Source organism: Blastocatellia bacterium, from assembly GCA_016713405.1.
Taxonomy (GTDB): domain Bacteria; phylum Acidobacteriota; class Blastocatellia; order Chloracidobacteriales; family JADJPF01; genus JADJPF01.
Genome location: JADJPF010000027.1, coordinates 342,258 through 357,888 on the forward strand (window position 1 = coordinate 342,258; position 15,631 = coordinate 357,888).

A 15,631-nucleotide genomic window follows, 5' to 3' on the forward strand; every position below is an offset into this window, starting at 1 on the left:
CTAGCAGTTTATTATTTTGGTTAAAGGATTCAATAACTTAATTTTCTAAAAATAGGTAGTTTATGAATAGAAAAGCTTTTAATAATTTATTGAAAATGGCTATAGAAGATGGAGTAACAGATGTAATTTTAGCTGTTGGAGAACCCCCAATTTTTCGCTACCACAATACATTGATGGATGTAAAGGCTGAGTTTTTAGAAGAGCGAGACACAGAATTAATTGCTCGTTTGTTACTACAACATAGATTAGAAGACATAGCTAGTTTTACTGCTGCTGATATTACTTATGAAGTGCCAGATGTTGGACGGTTTCGAGCTAGCGTTTTTAAGCAGCGTAATGTTTTTAGAATAATTTTAAGAGTCATACCTATTGAAATAAGATCGTTTGCTGATCTTCACCTACCTATTGAACTAGCCGACATTACCAATCTACAACGAGGCTTAGTTTTAGTTACTGGTGCTACTGGACAAGGTAAATCTACTACTTTATCAGCAATAATTGAACACATTAACCGAACCCGCAAAGCACATATTATTACTATTGAAGACCCAATTGAATTTACTTATCAAAAAGCAAGAGGAATAGTTACTCAAAGAGAAATAGGAGAAGATGTAGCAGATTATAAAACTGCTCTACGTCAAGCCTTACGTCAAAGTCCTGATGTAATAATGGCCGCAGAAGTACGAGATAGCCAAACCTTTGAAGCCGTCTTAACTGCTGCTGAGACAGGGCATTTAACATTAGCTGCCATTCATACAAGTGATACACAAAGAACTTTTACCCGTATTTTAGGTTTTTATCCAGAGCAAGAAAGGCAATCTCTTAGGGAAAGATTATCTAGTAACTTAGCTGCTATTATTAGTTTAAGGCTACTAATGAAAAAATCTTTAGATGAAAGAATACCTGCTGTTGAAATATTAAGAGTAAATAGCGTTATTGCTGAATGTCTTCGTAACCATGAAAAAGTCAATGAAATCTACCATCATATGGAACGAGGGCGAAATTACTATGGTATGCGTAGTTTTGACCAAGATATTGTAGATCTCTATGAAAAAGGATTAATAGATTTAGCTACAGCAATAAAATCAGCCACTCATCCAACTAATGTAGAGCGTGCAATATCATTTAATGGAAAATAATTAATTATTTAATTTTTAGGCTCTGTATAAACTTTACGGTACTGAATTACTAATTTTTGATCATCTCGTTTAGCATCACCGTCAATATCAACATGTACTTCTACTTTACGTTTTTTTCCTTCCTTTCTTGTATTAGTAGGAGAATAGCCTATGCTATATTGGCTACGTAGTAGAAATGAAATAGATTTTAGTGTAGTGGGTATTTCACCTTGAAAAGTAACAGGAAAATAACGTCCACCAGTAAGTTCTGAAAAAGACCTTAATTGATTAGCTGCTTGATAAAAACCTAATCTTTGTTCGTCTGACATTCTTGCTTCATAAAGCTTAAAAAACAAATTTCCAATTCCTATTGAATAAATTGGAATGCCAGCATTTTGTACTAGTTTTAGAGCTTTGTCATAAGTGATTTTGCTAAATGTATCAAAGCCAGAACTAACTAAAAGAATGGCTACACGTCCTGGAATTTCTTGCACCCCACCATATTCAACCTTATCTAATTTGCCACCTTCAATAACAAATTTAAGAGCATCATAAAGATTACTATCATTAAGAGCAGGAACATTACGAGCTAGTAGGTTAACGGAACTAGCAAGTTGCCCAGGGTTATCTGTAAAGTCATTAAGTACAGCAGGACGAGCATCATAAGCAACTATAGCAATTTGATCTTTTGGTTGTACAAAACTAGTAACAAATTGACCTGCTGGGTTAATTATTTCATTACGAATTATGCTAATTTGACGGCTGTATTCTAGTACCATTACTAAAGTTATAGGTGCTTCAAGAGCAGCAAAGTTAGTAATTTGTTGTAAGACTCCATCTTCATATACAGCAAAGTTTCCTGCTTTTAAGCCTTGGTAAATACCACCGCTTTTTTTATCTGTTACAGTAACTTCAACATTAGTTAAAGCAGCATCAATCTTTATAGCATCGCCTTTTTGATCAATAATCTCTTCTTGGTTTTTGTCTTTGTCTTTTGGACGAACTTTGCCAGATTGAGCATTAGTATTTGGGACAGGGATTAAATTAATAGATAAAGATAGTAAAATGATAAAGATAGTAAGCAGTCTTTTTAGCATAAATAAATCCTTTTTAATCTTGCGGTTAAAGTTACTAGATTTTAACAGCGATTATTATTTGCAGCAAATAGCTTTCTTGCATCAAAAAGCTGATGCAAAATCAAACCAATTTCTTATTCAAAGCTTTTTGGTAAAGTTATTATAAAAGTTATTATAATTGTTTGATTGTCTTAAAAGCCTATATGTTGGATGTTCAAGCAATTTGTCAATACTTAATTTTTAAAATTTTTTCTGGAGAAATTCTTATGGATGATATTAACTCAACAGAAAATAGCCCTAAATGCCCTATGGGAAAACATCCTTGGCTTGCAACTATTGTTTTACTAGCTTTTTTAGCTCTATTAGCTGGTAAGCTTATGGGAATGATGTAGCTAGAAAATATACTTTAAATAAGGTTATAAATTATGGATTTAATTTTACGTAATTGCTTATTAAGAGCTAATTTATCACTTGTTGATATTGCTATAAATAATGGTTTTATTGAAGAAATTGCACCAAATCTATCTAATAAAGCTAGTCAAGAAATAGATTTAGCAGGCGCAATTGTTTTACCTCCTTTTTCTGATCCACATGTGCATTTAGATGCTGTACTTACAGCCGGAACACCTCGCCATAACCAAAGCGGAACGCTACTTGAAGGTATTCAAATCTGGAGTGAAAGAAAAAAAAATCTAACTTTTTCCGATGTCTATCAACGTGCTGTAGAAGCAATAAAATGGTCAATTGCTCAAGGAACGCTAAACATCCGAACACATGTTGATACTTGTGATGAAAGCCTAACAGCATTAAGAGCCTTACTTCAAGTAAAGACTGACTTAAAAGACTATGTAAATTTACAAATAGTTGCTTTTCCTCAAGAAGGGGTACTTTGTTATCCAAAAGGCGTAGAATTACTAGAAGAAGCCTTGCAACTTGGTGCTGATTGTGTTGGGGGCATACCACATTTTGAATGGACAAAAGAGGATGGAATAAAAGAACTAGAAATAGTTTTCCAGCTAGCAACTAAATATAACTGCTTTGTTGATATTCATTGTGATGAAACTGATGATGATGAGTCTCGATTTTTAGAACATGTTGTTGCTTTGGCTAAACGCCATAAAATAGGAAAACGGGTTGTTGCTGGGCATACTACAGCAATGCACTCTTATAATAATGCTTATGCTTTTAAGCTTATTCGTCTTCTAGCACAAAGCGAAGTTTCCATTATTGCTAACCCGCTAGATAACTCAATTTTACAAGGTAGGTTTGATACTTATCCTAAACGTAGGGGTTTAACTAGAGTAAAAGAATTACTTGCAGCAGGGGTTAATGTTGGAATTGGTCATGATTCAATAATGGATCCTTGGTATCCACTTGGCCGAGCGCAAATGCTACAAGCTGCTTTTGTTTTGCTACATATGTGCCAAATGAGTGGAAGAGATGAACAAAGCGCGATTTTAGATATGATTACTTTTAGCAATGCTCGTGCTTTAGCTCTTGATAATTATGGTATAGCAATTGGAAATAAGGCAGATTTGGTAGTACTAAATGCTTATAGTGAATTTGATATTTTAAGGTTATTACCTACAGCACTTTTGGTAATTAAAAATGGTCAAGTTATTGCTGAAACACCTAAAGTAGAAACAAAAATACATATCAAAAACTTAACGGAAGAAATAAATTTTACTTTTCTAGCTGAGAAATAAAATTTTTTGAAAAATTAACACGATAGCGTGAACGACCTAAATAACTGGGGTTTGATTCAACTATTGCTCCTAATTCTTTTAATAATTCTGCTGCTTGCTCTTCAGTAAATTTTATTGGTTTTTGACCAAGCATAGCTTTATTTAGACTAGGTAGAATTTTTAGTAATGGAATATGTGTAGATAAATTATTTTCTTTGGCTAAAAAAATTTTTAATCTATTAATAAATATTGTTAATAAAACTTCTCTTTCTTTAGCAAAGTTAGGTTCTTGATGATTTTCTAGAGGAGTTAGATCAAATGGTAGTAAAGGTGTATAAAAATCCCGCTTATGTCTCATAAATGAATACTCCTTTAAAAAATTTTTCTATTTTAAGGCAAGAAAATTATTTGACAGATAAATCAGGGATTGCAAGTAAACTTTTTAAGTCGTAAAATCAAAAAACTACAAATTAAAACACCAAAAACTTAATTCCGCGCACAGGTAAAAACGTGTTGAAGCAAAAAAAGTTTAGGCTGACTAGCTTTCTTTGTATCTTGTTGTTTACTCTGATTGTTAGACTAGGAAACACTGTAGTATTTGCCCAACAGGATACTAACTTAAAAAGCAATGCCGCTAATAGCGTTGCTAATGATATAACAACCTCTCTTGCCCCCTTGGAGAGTAATAAAAAATTAGCTCCTACAGAGCTAGTTGAGCGTACTCGCCAAGCAGTTGATTTGCGTATCAAATGGCGGCTTAGTGAGGCTGAAAGCCTTTGGCATGAAGTATTAAGATATGATAATAATAATTTAGAAGCTTTAATTAGTTTGGCTGAAATTGAACGCACTAAGTTAAACTATAAGCAAGCAATGCTTTACTTAAAACAAGCTAGCCAAATTCCTCCAGAAATGTTTTTTTCTCCATCTCAACTTCTAACTGCTTATGGAACCCTTCACTTAACTTTAGAGGATGCTGATAAAGCCCAAGAATATTTTCTTAATGCTAGAAAATACTCTTCCAATTATTATGGAGCTATTCTTGGTCAAGCAGGTGTTGCTCTCTTAAAGCGTGATTATCTAAAGGCTGAAGAATTATTACAAAACCTAATTAGTAGCGAACCCGATCGCATAGAAGCCAGGGTATTGCTAGCTAGAGTTTACTTAGAACAGAATCGTAATCAATTAGCTGCTCAAGAAGCACAAAAAGTTTTAGATGTTGATAAATACAACGTTGAAGCTATGGCGGCTTTATGTGCTGTTAGAGTTGCAGAAAAAAAACCAGAAGCTGTTCGTAAGCTAGCAAAAAATATTTTAGAACTAAACCCTTATAATAGTGGAGTTCGCCGTCTGCTTTCTCAATATCTTAATAGTCGAAAAGGCGCAATTAGGCTTTCTGCTGAAGGCCAAGCATTAATTACTAGTGCTGATAACCTAAAAGAAGCAGGAAAATATCGAGAAGCTGCTAACCTTTATCAAAAAGTGGTTTTATTAGATTCTAAATCAGTTCGTGCTTTATTAGGTTTAGGTGCTTGTGAGCTTTCATTAGGCAATCATCTAAAAACAGCAAAAATAGCAGCAGAAACTTTAGAGCTAGATCCTGACAATGCTTTAGCTCATTTACAACTTTCACTAGCCTACAATGGTTTGCATGAAAAAGCTCGTATTGAAGTAGGTGCAACAGATTGGCGAGAGTACTATCAAACACCTGCTAGTAGTTTACCTTACCTTGCAGATGTTTTTGTTAACTATAATCGTCTCTCTCGTACTGAACAACAAGTTATTGAACAAGCTGTTTTACCTTTTGCCCATTATTTAGCAGAACTAAAACATAAGGGAGCAAAACATTATTTATTAGCTGTAGATAAAAAACTTTCAGATGTTATTGGTTATGAATCCTTAGATAACCGTATTACTTTTGATGGCCGTTATTATGCTAGTGTTAGGGGTGTAGGTGGATTAGTCACCGTTTCTGGGATTGAGTATTTAGATGTAGCAATGAGAGGTGGCTTTAATACCATTGCACATGAATTTGCTCATCAAGTTCATACTTCGGTTTTGTCTAGTGAAGTTAATGAGCAGATCCGCAAACTTTACCAAACAGCCGTTAAATCAGGAAAAGTTTTAGATTATTATGCGGCTTCTAATGAATGGGAATATTTTGCTCAGGGCTATGAAGCTTATGTATCTGACTTTAAGCGTCCAAATGTTGGTGTAACTGCTAGACATACTCGTAAAGAATTACTAGATTTAGATCCAGATCTATATAATTTCTTAGAAGAATTAATTGGAAAAAAGAACAACTTAAAAATAGCAGCCAGTAATTAAGATTATTGATGAAATTGTCAATTTTCTGTTTGTTAAAATATGGCTTTTGTTAATAGGGCTGTGATATATTTAGCTTGCTTTGCTTGCTTGATAAATTCTATATTCACAAACAAGCTAATTAAAAATTTCTAAATTTAAGATAACTATAAGGTTTGACCCGTTTCTATTGCAGAGAAAAGGAGTTGTAGAGATGATCTGTCCCAGATGTGGAGCGGAAAATCAGCCAAGTGCGAAAATCTGTCGGATGTGTGCCACTCCATTAGAATCTGTTGGTTCAATGGCTAATGCTTCAGCTAAACCTAGTCCTTATATGCCAAATATGGCTATGCCCCCAATGGGCAATGTCAAGGCTGCTGCTCCTGCAACAGGCCAGCACCTGGCCAGGAGAACTACTTTGTCCCACTTGTAAAGCTGTAAATGATGCTACTTGGGCTTACTGCCAGCAATGTGGCTCCCAATTACACAAAATGGGAATGCCTAAAGCCTCTGCTCCTCCTGCTTCACCACCCATGCCAGTAGCACCACCAATGCCACCTATTAGTAACAAACCAGCAGCACCTGTTGTGGGATCACCTGCTGTAGCTGCTCCTAGACCTATGCCAACACCAGCTATAGATGTTGCTCCAAGACCAACACCTGCTAGTAGTGGGATGGTCAATTGCCCTAGTTGTAGTCGTATTAATACACCTGGAAGTAGTTTTTGTGCTACTTGTGGATCGGCTCTAATAGCAGGTGAACAAACAGTACCTATGCAATCTCGTGGTTCCTCTCCAAAACTAAGGCTTATTCAAGAAGGTGGTGGAGATGGCGAAGTTTATAAACTTGATACAGATGAAACTATTATTGGACGTAATAATGGGGATATACGCTTCCCCCACGATGGTTATATGTCTGGTCGTCACGCTCGCATTATTCATCGTGGAGATCGATTTGTTTTAGTAGATGAAAATTCTCGTAATGGAACTTTTAAGCGTATTGATGGAGAAGTAGAGCTTAAAGCAGGCGATATTATTTTAATTGGAAAGCAGCTATTTCGCTTTGAGTTATAATACTTAAGACATTATAAATTTCTCAACCTTTAATAATTTAGGGGGAAAAAGTGGATTTATCAGTTTTACCAGAAGGTATAACTGTTTATGTTTATGCCCGTACAGATGTTGGTATGAAAAGACAGGGCAACGAAGATAGCTTTTTGGTTGCTGATCTGTCTAGTGGGCGTTTGGGTCTTGGGCCTGAGGTTATAGAACATCAGCTTGGATCTCAAGGAAGCCTAATGATAGTGTCTGACGGTTTAGGCGGGGCCGCTGCTGGTGAAGTAGCCTCAGCTATGGCAGTTCAAACGGTCTGTACAGAATTAATGAAAAGTACTAAATCTGTACTCTCTCCTAGTGATCGCTTAAAACGTGCTACAGAACAAGCTAATGAACAAATTTGGGCATGCGCTCAGTCAGATAACTCTCTAAGGGGAATGGGCGCAACTCTTACGGCTGCCTTTGTTTATGGTTCTAGTGTTTATATTGCTCAAGTTGGTGACTCTCGTGCTTATATAGTAAGAGGTGGACGAGTTAAACAAGTAACAGAAGATCAATCCTGGGCTAATGCTGTTAAAAAAGCAGGACTTGAAATTGCTGATGTTCCAAATAATGTAATTTTACAGGCTCTAGGAACTCAACCTAAAGTTCATGTGGAAGTAACCAGTGTAGACTTACTAAATAATGATGTTTTGCTAATGTGTTCTGATGGTCTTTCTAACAAAATAAAAGACCTAGAAATGAGAGAAATCGCTAGTAGTAGCAAGGATTTAGCAGAAAATTGTCGCCACTTAATAGAATTAGCTAATAAACGGGGTGGGGAAGATAATATTACAGTTATTTTAGCCCGTTTTATTGGTAAAAGCTTGTCATTAGGTTTAGAGAGAGATTTAAGTATTACTTCTACTTTTAAGATTGTTGCACCATTAGACTTTGGTGAGTCATTAGATGACAATGAGACTATGAGTTTTCAGGCAGAAGGCCCAGATTCAAATCAAAGTCTTGATCCAATGGCAATGACACAAAGTGCTTTACTAGATGGTATTCCTACAGTTTCTGATCTACCAAAAATTCCAGTAATACCTAATACAGCAAATAATTTAGCTACAACACCCCTAACTAGTCCCTCAAGCAAAGATGAAAATAAAGGAGAGACTACCCCATTTTTATCAAAAGAGGACAACCAAAAAATAGGTAAAAAGCCTAGTTCACCTGAAAAAACTGCTTTTCGTCAAGCCGATACTAAAACAGATTTGCCTGCTGTACCTGTTTTTGATTTAAGTAAAGAACCACCTACTGTAGAAACAAAGATTAGTTCAGAACCAGAAGTTAAAATTGAATTTATACCTACACCAATTAATGAGCCTAAAGTTTCTAGCTCTCCAGTTTTAGAAACACCTAGTAAAAATGCTAAATCTGATGTTGTAGCAATACCACTTAAGCCTATTGAAAATAGAATACCACCTCCAATTGCACCACCTAAATTAGCACCACCTAAATTAGCACCACCTAAACTAGAGATGCCTGTATTAAGTACACCAGGAATAGGAAATACTTCTAAAGTTGATGCCGTACCATTGCCTATTAAAGCTCCACAAACTCCAATTGTGCCACCAAGTTTAGCAAGTTCACCTAGTAAGACTGCATTACAAGAAAATAAAACACCACCAGTTACTACAACCAAACCTTCAGCCCCGGTAGTTCCTGTTTTTGCACCACCACCACTAAAAGCACCAGTTCCAACAATACCAGGCTCTGCTCCTGCTACAAAACCAATGCCACCAGTTATGCCACCAAGCGGAATAATCCCACCTCCATTAGCTCCTTCATTAGTGGGAAGTCCAAATATTCCTGCTGATTTACAAAAGAAACCAGATATTGTGCCACCAGCACTATCAGCTAATTTATTTGCACCACCTCCACCTAAGACCGGTCTAGTAACACCCCCAATAGCACCTCCACTTGATAAGCCAGCAATGGCAAAACCTATGCCTCCACCAGCAACATTACCTACTACACCGCTTAATTTATTTGGAGGTGATAACACTAGTCCATTAGCTCCGCTTCCTGCGCTTCCTGAAGCACCTAAGCCTACAGTACCAAAACCTTTAACTCCAGGAGGATTATTTGCTCCTCCACCTAAGGCTTCTTCACCAAACGCGCCTAAAGTTGATGACTTTTTAGAAAATTCACTTTTTACACCAGCAGATCAACCACCTGCACAATTAAAAGGGGCATTACCCCCCTTAGGCAAAGGACAATTTCCATCTGTTAAACAGACAGGAGAAAATTCTTTAGAAAATTCTTTATTTTCTCCATCACCAAAACCAGGAATTTCTTTAGAAACAGGGGCAAACCCTACAGGGTTAATCTTTGCAGAAAGTTTTAAGGAAAAACTTTCTACCCCTACACCAAAAAAGCTAGATGATGAACCAGAGCCAGTAATGTTAGAAACACTTTCGGTTGCTGCTCCTGTAGAAGAAAATAAAATTCCAACAAATAACTCTTTATTTGCTCCTCCAGCAATTGTGCCACCACAAAATCCTTTTGCACCACCAGCATCAAAAGCAGATGTTAAAGCTCCTTTATCAGCACCATTATTTGCTCCTCCTATTGCTAAGGCACCTGCTCCCACTAGCCCAATATCAAATCCAGTTGCAAAAACAGAAGCTCCAGTAGATACAAAAAACAATAAAACTGGAGTAGAAGTTTTAGCTTCTTTATTTTCTGCACCAGCACCAAATAAACCAACACCAACGTCTAATGCACCAGCAAATATTCCACCACCTCCACTAGTTAAAAGTGATATTGCTAAAGTTGATATAGGAGCAAAAGATTCACTAAAACCAGCACCACCAGCTTTGGTTTTACCTCCATCTCCTAAAAAAGCAGATTTAGCTCCTGTAGTACCGCCATCTCCATTAAAGCCAGCAATGCCACCAATAGCACCACCTCCAAAAACTGTGCCTCCTGCTCCAAATATGCCACCAATAGCACCACCTCCATTAGGGACAGCTAAAGACGAAAAAAATGTTAAATGGGCAACAAAAGAAGATCTAACACCCATAACCCCAAATAAGAAAGAAGAGCCATCAGATCCGAAAAAACCTTTATTTGTACCGCCTCCAGTTCAAAATAAACCTGTTAATTTACCACCGCCTCCAACACAAGCGGTTGGGGCAAAACCACCTGTGCCTGGGCTAGCTGCACCACCCCCAGCTAAATTAGACTTGCCACCAGCACCTAAACCAGCACCTAGCTTTCCACCAACGCCATCAGGCTCTAAGACGGACACACCTTTTCCACCTCCATCAAGTGGAAGTGCTAAAGCTGATTCTTTTGATGAATTTAAGACTAATCCTCCAGTTAATACGGAAAGAAATTTTTCTGAAGTAACTAGTGGAGCAACTAAAAAGGGAAGCCAACTTAATCCTAAACTAATAATTGCATTAGGAGGAGTTATAGTTGTTATAGTTGGAATTGTAGTAGGAATATTTATGTTATCTGGAAAAAATACTCAGGTAGCAACTAATGACCCTGCAAAAAATACACCAATAACAAGTCCTTCACCTATAGAAACACCTGTTCAACAAACACCAGTAGCAACACCTTCACCAGTAGCAACAGCTAGCACAAAACCAGTTGCTAGCCCTACACCTGTACAAACAGAAGTTGTGTTACCAAAAGATACTCCTGGCTTAGTTAAATATGCACTAGAAGAAGTTAGTAAAACTCTAGAAAGAGCGCAAAAAGAACTTCCAGATTCTAACCCTGGTAAAGAACCGCAAATAAAAGGGTTAAAAGCTTATAGAGACCAATTAACAGAATATTCAGCTAAAAATATTGCTACAGAAGAAGCCCGTAGTTATGCAGAAATAGCCATTAATCGGGTTAAATCTCTACGAACACAACTAGATGCTTTACCAAAATCCACAGGTGGTAGAAAAAGATAGGTAATTTATCTGGAAGTTGAAAAATAAACGAAAGTATTTATAATTAAAACCTAGGAAGTCTTGCTTTAGTAGAATATAAGATTTCCTAAGTTTTAATTATGGAAATTGGCTAAAACTTGATGCAAATGCAATAGAACAAGCTTTAAGCAAAAAAGCTATTTTATAAACACTTTTAACTATTAGGATCATAAGTAGTTATAATTTGGGATTTTTCTTTGTGTCTTTCTATTGCTAGTTCAATCAATCGATCAATTAGATTTGGGTAGTTTAAACCGCTTGCTTCCCATAATTTAGGGTACATACTAATAGAAGTAAAGCCTGGCATTGTATTTATTTCATTAAGTAATAGTGTATTAGTATCACGATCTAAAAAAAAATCTACTCTTGCAAGTCCGCTCCCATCAATAGCTTGAAAAGCTTTAATTGCTAGTTGCTGCATTTCTTCTACAAATTCTTGTGAAAGTTTAGCAGGAATTTCAAATTGAGTTTTGTTATCAATATATTTGTCATTGTAGTCATAAAACTCTGCACCTGGTATTACTTCACCGGGCAAACTAGCTATAGGGTTATCATTACCTAAAACGCTAATTTCAAACTCACGAGCATTAACGTTAGCTTCAACAATAATTTTTCTATCATATTTAATAGCTAGATCAATAGCTTGTTCAAGTTGTAGAAGGTTTTTAGCCTTTGAAATACCTACAGAAGAGCCTAAATTAGCAGGTTTAACAAACATTGGAAATTTTAGCTCAGTGTCTAGTTTATCTAAGATTGCTTGTCGGTTTTGCTCCCAATTACGACGCAAAAACCAAGAAAATTTCCCTACAGCTAAATCATTAGCAACAAACAAGTTTTTCATTGCTACTTTGTCCATTCCTGTAGAAGATGCTAAAACCCCGCAACCAACATAAGGAATATCGGCAAGTTCAAATAGCCCTTGGATTGTGCCATCTTCGCCATAAGTTCCGTGTAGAGCAGGAAAGATCACATCTAATTTTTCTCCAACGGCTAAATTATCACCGTTAAGTTTAACAAGCCCTGAGTAAGCAGGCGCACCAACTAGGGCTACGGATTCTGTTTTGGGATTAGACATTATTGCTTCAGGAATTAAACCAAGGGCTGCATTAGCTGTAAGCCAATTTCCTGACTTAGTAATTCCTATTGGAATTGCTTCATATTTATTTTTATCTAAAGCTTGAATTATAGAATGAGCAGAACGCAATGAAACTTCATGTTCTCCTGAACGACCACCAAAAATAACTCCTACTCTAAGTTTAGACACTAGGTTAATCTCCTTAAACTTTTGCAAAATAAAAATATTTTCTTTGATGTTTTACTGATTAGTTATATTGCCAATAGCATTAAAATATCCTGTATAAAAGCTAATTACAATATAAGCAATGTAGAGGGCTACAGCCAGGTAAACCACTATTGGAACGGCTGCAAGTATTGCTTTAAAAGCTTTATCCGCTTCAAATTCATAATATTCTGCTACTTTATGTAGCATTTTATCTATATCTCCGGTTTGTTCTCCAATTGCAAAAGCTTGCACAAAAGCTTCAGGAAAGACATTTGCTGCTTGAAGTCCCTCAGTAATAGTTCTGCCTTCATCTAAGGCTACAGCTATGATTTTGCTACGATTTTCTAAATAGCTGTTAGACATAGATTTAATAGCTAATTTGATACCTCGTCGCAGGTCAATACCAGAAGAAAATAAAACAGCTAAACTACGACCAAAACGCGCTAAGGCTAATTTTTTAAGATTTGTTCCTATTATTGGAATTTGTAAAATTACATAATCTAATGTATCAGGCCCATAAACCTTAAAAGCATAATAACCTGTATAAATAGCAGTTATCGGTATTGCAAGAGTAAAAAGTTTTTTTGTTACAATTGATACATAGGCAGAAAGACCATCTGTAAACCAAGCAACTATAGGAGGCAAAAAGATTGCCGCTCCTAGTAGAAAAGTTGGGTAAGCCATAGCAAATAGAAAAATTTTAATATCTTTATATTGGCGTTCATAAAGTTGTGAAAGATCCAATAGGGTTTGATCCAAACGGCCTTGAGATTCACCTACTTCAATAATTGCTAAATCAAATTCTGGAAAAAGTGTTGGACTTTGAGCAAGACCTTCTGTAAACGTACTACCATTAAGAATATAGCTTTTAGCTCGATCTAAGCTTTGACGGAGTTTGGTATTACTTATATTCATTGATGCTAAGCTTAATGATTCTATAATAGGTAGGCCAGCACGATAGCTTTGAGCCATTTTTTCATAAAATGTTGCAATTTCTTTAGTTTTATTAAACCACATAATTAATTTACTTTAAGTTAGATTTTTACTACTTAGTTTGGATTATAAAACTCTTAATGGCTAAATAAGTTGCAGAAAACTACACTCTATGCTTAAAAGACTTACTAAAGCAACTCGATTAGACCAAAGTTTTTTTGATACTTAATTTCTGTTTTAGGCTGTAATTTAATTTTATGCAGATTGCAAAAATAATAGGTTCTAATTCTCATATTGAATACATTGCGCGTGTGCTAGACACTTTAGACGTTGCCAATCCTCCAAAGACAAATGATTATATTTTTGGTCAATTTGTTAAGGTGGAAATAGAAAATCTTTCTATTATTGGTGTAATTGCTAACACACAATTAATTAATCCTGATTATGGTAGTTTTGCACCAAGACTTTCTTCTGAGTCTGCAAATTTATTATTTGCGCCTGATTATCTTCATCAACAAGGCGTAATCATCAATATTTTGCTTCTAGGTTATTTAGAAAATAATTTTGGTATCCATCAAGTACCGTCAGAAGTTTTACCTGTGCAATCTGTAGTTAAATTGCTATCTCAAAATGAAATACAAACTTTTCATCAAAACCAACAAGGGAAATTACAATTAAACTACTATAGTCAAGTTACAAATAGTGGCGGATTTATGGCTAATTCGTTATTGATAACTATTATTAATAAAATAGAAAAACTTATTTCTGTAGCAGAGAAAAATCGACTTAACTTGCTAAAACAAAACCTTAACTGGCAACAAACTTTAGGTTTTTTACCAAAAAAACGCTAAGAAAGTAGCAAAAATTTTCTTGCGCTAAAATTAAAAAATAGCTTGTAAATTTATTTTTAGACAAAACAAATTTTGGTGGTAATTAGCTCTAAATAAAGGTATTTTAGCACTTGATAAAGATATGGTTATGTTATATTAAATTAAACCATTCTAATGTAATTAACTTTTAACCAAAATTAATTACATATTTATATTCTAATAAAATTAATTAAAAATATATAATTATTAGCTAGTGATTTTGCTATTAGCAATATTAAAAACATGAAAAATTTTTCTAAAATAAAACCTCGTATTGGTGTAACTATTGGAGATCCGGCAGGCATTGGCCCAGAAATTATATTAAGAGCTATTATTGATGAAGAAGTGCTAGATTGTGCAAGCCCAATAATAATTGGTGATGCTCAACACTTATCACATCATGCCCGTAAATTAGACTTAGTTTGTGGATTAGATATTTATAATGCTGGGGAAGAACTACCAAAAACTTTAAATACACCTGTGCTTTATAATGTAAAAAATCTTTCTGCTACTGTAGAAATGGGTAAAGAATCGCCAGAATATGGACAAGCAGCGGGCCAATATGTTGAGGCAGCCGTAGAATTAATTAGGTCAGGTCAGATAGATGCAATGACTAATGGCCCAATTAGTAAACGAGCTTTACAACTAGGGGGCTATCCTTACCCAGGACATAGTGAAATGCTAGGTTATTTAACTAATGTTAAAGACTATGCAATGGCTTTTGTCTCTTCTTCACTTAGAGTAGTTTTGCTTACAACACATCTTCCATTAGCTAAAGCTCTTACTTATGTAAAAAAAGAAAGAGTAGAAAGAACTATTCGTTTGGTTGACCGAGAGCTACGACGTTGGGGAATTAAACGCCCTCGAATTGCTGTTGCAGCAGTAAACCCACACGGGGCGGAAGGTGGGCTTTTTGGTATTGAGGAAGCTTCTGAATTAATTCCAGCAATAGAAGTTTGTAATCGTGATCCAGAGTTTGATGTACGAGGGCCATTTTCTGCTGATACTGTGTTTTTACGTGCTGCACGTGGTGAATTTGATGTAGTTTTGTCTTGCTATCATGATCAAGGAATGATTCCTGTTAAATGTCTTTCTTTTGGTGAAGCAGTAAATGTTACTTTGGGATTGCCTTTTATTCGTACCGCAGTAGATCACGGTACAGCCTTTGATATTGCAGGTAAAGGACAAGCCGATCCACGCAGCATGGTTGAAGCAATAAAGCTTGCTGCACAACTTACTTTGTCTAGCTCAGAAGCAGAAGGTGATCCTATCAGGATATAAAAGTTAATTTGTTATATAAAATATTGGCTTCTTTCGATCTTCTTTATTAATAAGGTTATG

Annotated in this window: 12 protein-coding genes; 8 read left to right on the forward strand and 4 right to left on the reverse strand. The window is 35.7% G+C overall.

Annotation, left to right across the window (positions count from 1 at the left end; genetic code table 11):
• Positions 1-62: 62 nt before the first annotated feature.
• The gene (locus IPK14_27235; protein MBK7996930.1) at positions 63-1,139 is read left to right on the forward strand and encodes a PilT/PilU family type 4a pilus ATPase; all 1,077 of its coding nucleotides are present in this window, start codon (positions 63-65) and stop codon (positions 1,137-1,139) included.
• Positions 1,140-1,147: 8 nt separating this feature from the next.
• Here the strand turns inward: IPK14_27235 and IPK14_27240 are convergent, their stop codons facing one another.
• Positions 1,148-2,215 carry a VWA domain-containing protein gene (locus IPK14_27240; protein ID MBK7996931.1) on the reverse strand — a complete coding sequence of 356 codons (1,068 nt, stop codon included), beginning with the start codon at positions 2,213-2,215 and terminating at the stop codon, positions 1,148-1,150.
• 404 nt (positions 2,216-2,619) lie between these two features.
• Between IPK14_27240 and codA the strand changes: the two genes are divergently transcribed.
• The gene (gene codA / locus IPK14_27245) at positions 2,620-3,900 is read left to right on the forward strand and encodes a cytosine deaminase (protein MBK7996932.1); all 1,281 of its coding nucleotides are present in this window, start codon (positions 2,620-2,622) and stop codon (positions 3,898-3,900) included.
• On the opposite strand, the gene IPK14_27250 is transcribed toward codA, so the two are convergent.
• Positions 3,878-4,237, reverse strand: a complete 360-nt coding sequence (locus IPK14_27250) for a hypothetical protein (protein ID MBK7996933.1) — start codon at positions 4,235-4,237, stop codon at positions 3,878-3,880. The genes codA and IPK14_27250 overlap by 23 nt on opposite strands.
• A 197-nt stretch (positions 4,238-4,434) precedes the next feature.
• Here IPK14_27250 and IPK14_27255 point away from each other — a divergent pair, with 197 nt between their 5' ends.
• From IPK14_27255 to IPK14_27270, 4 genes are all read left to right on the forward strand, one after another.
• Complete coding sequence (locus IPK14_27255; GenBank protein MBK7996934.1) at positions 4,435-6,204, forward strand: tetratricopeptide repeat protein; 1,770 nt, start codon at positions 4,435-4,437, stop codon at positions 6,202-6,204.
• A 190-nt stretch (positions 6,205-6,394) separates the two neighbouring features.
• Positions 6,395-6,613, forward strand: a complete 219-nt coding sequence (locus IPK14_27260; protein MBK7996935.1) for a zinc ribbon domain-containing protein — start codon at positions 6,395-6,397, stop codon at positions 6,611-6,613.
• Positions 6,546-7,253 carry a zinc ribbon domain-containing protein gene (locus IPK14_27265; GenBank protein MBK7996936.1) on the forward strand — a complete coding sequence of 236 codons (708 nt, stop codon included), beginning with the start codon at positions 6,546-6,548 and terminating at the stop codon, positions 7,251-7,253. Before IPK14_27260 ends, IPK14_27265 begins: the two co-directional genes overlap by 68 nt.
• Before the next feature lie 50 nt (positions 7,254-7,303).
• Positions 7,304-11,188: a protein phosphatase 2C domain-containing protein gene (locus IPK14_27270; GenBank protein MBK7996937.1), complete on the forward strand. Its 3,885-nt coding sequence runs from the start codon at positions 7,304-7,306 to the stop codon at positions 11,186-11,188.
• A gap of 172 nt (positions 11,189-11,360) precedes the next feature.
• Here the strand turns inward: IPK14_27270 and IPK14_27275 are convergent, their stop codons facing one another.
• Both IPK14_27275 and IPK14_27280 read right to left on the reverse strand, forming a co-directional pair.
• Positions 11,361-12,470 (reverse strand): D-alanine--D-alanine ligase, encoded by a 1,110-nt coding sequence (locus tag IPK14_27275; GenBank protein ID MBK7996938.1) that lies wholly within the window; start codon positions 12,468-12,470, stop codon positions 11,361-11,363.
• 51 nt (positions 12,471-12,521) lie between these two features.
• On the reverse strand, positions 12,522-13,505 hold the full coding sequence (locus tag IPK14_27280; protein ID MBK7996939.1) for a type II secretion system F family protein: 984 nt from the start codon (positions 13,503-13,505) through the stop codon (positions 12,522-12,524).
• Between the two features lie 173 nt (positions 13,506-13,678).
• Here IPK14_27280 and IPK14_27285 point away from each other — a divergent pair, with 173 nt between their 5' ends.
• Together IPK14_27285 and pdxA are read left to right on the forward strand one after the other, a co-directional pair.
• Positions 13,679-14,272 carry a hypothetical protein gene (locus IPK14_27285; GenBank protein MBK7996940.1) on the forward strand — a complete coding sequence of 198 codons (594 nt, stop codon included), beginning with the start codon at positions 13,679-13,681 and terminating at the stop codon, positions 14,270-14,272.
• A gap of 279 nt (positions 14,273-14,551) precedes the next feature.
• Positions 14,552-15,571, forward strand: coding sequence for a 4-hydroxythreonine-4-phosphate dehydrogenase PdxA (pdxA, locus tag IPK14_27290; GenBank protein ID MBK7996941.1), 1,020 nt, complete (start codon positions 14,552-14,554; stop codon positions 15,569-15,571).
• The last annotated feature ends 60 nt before the right edge of the window (positions 15,572-15,631 follow it).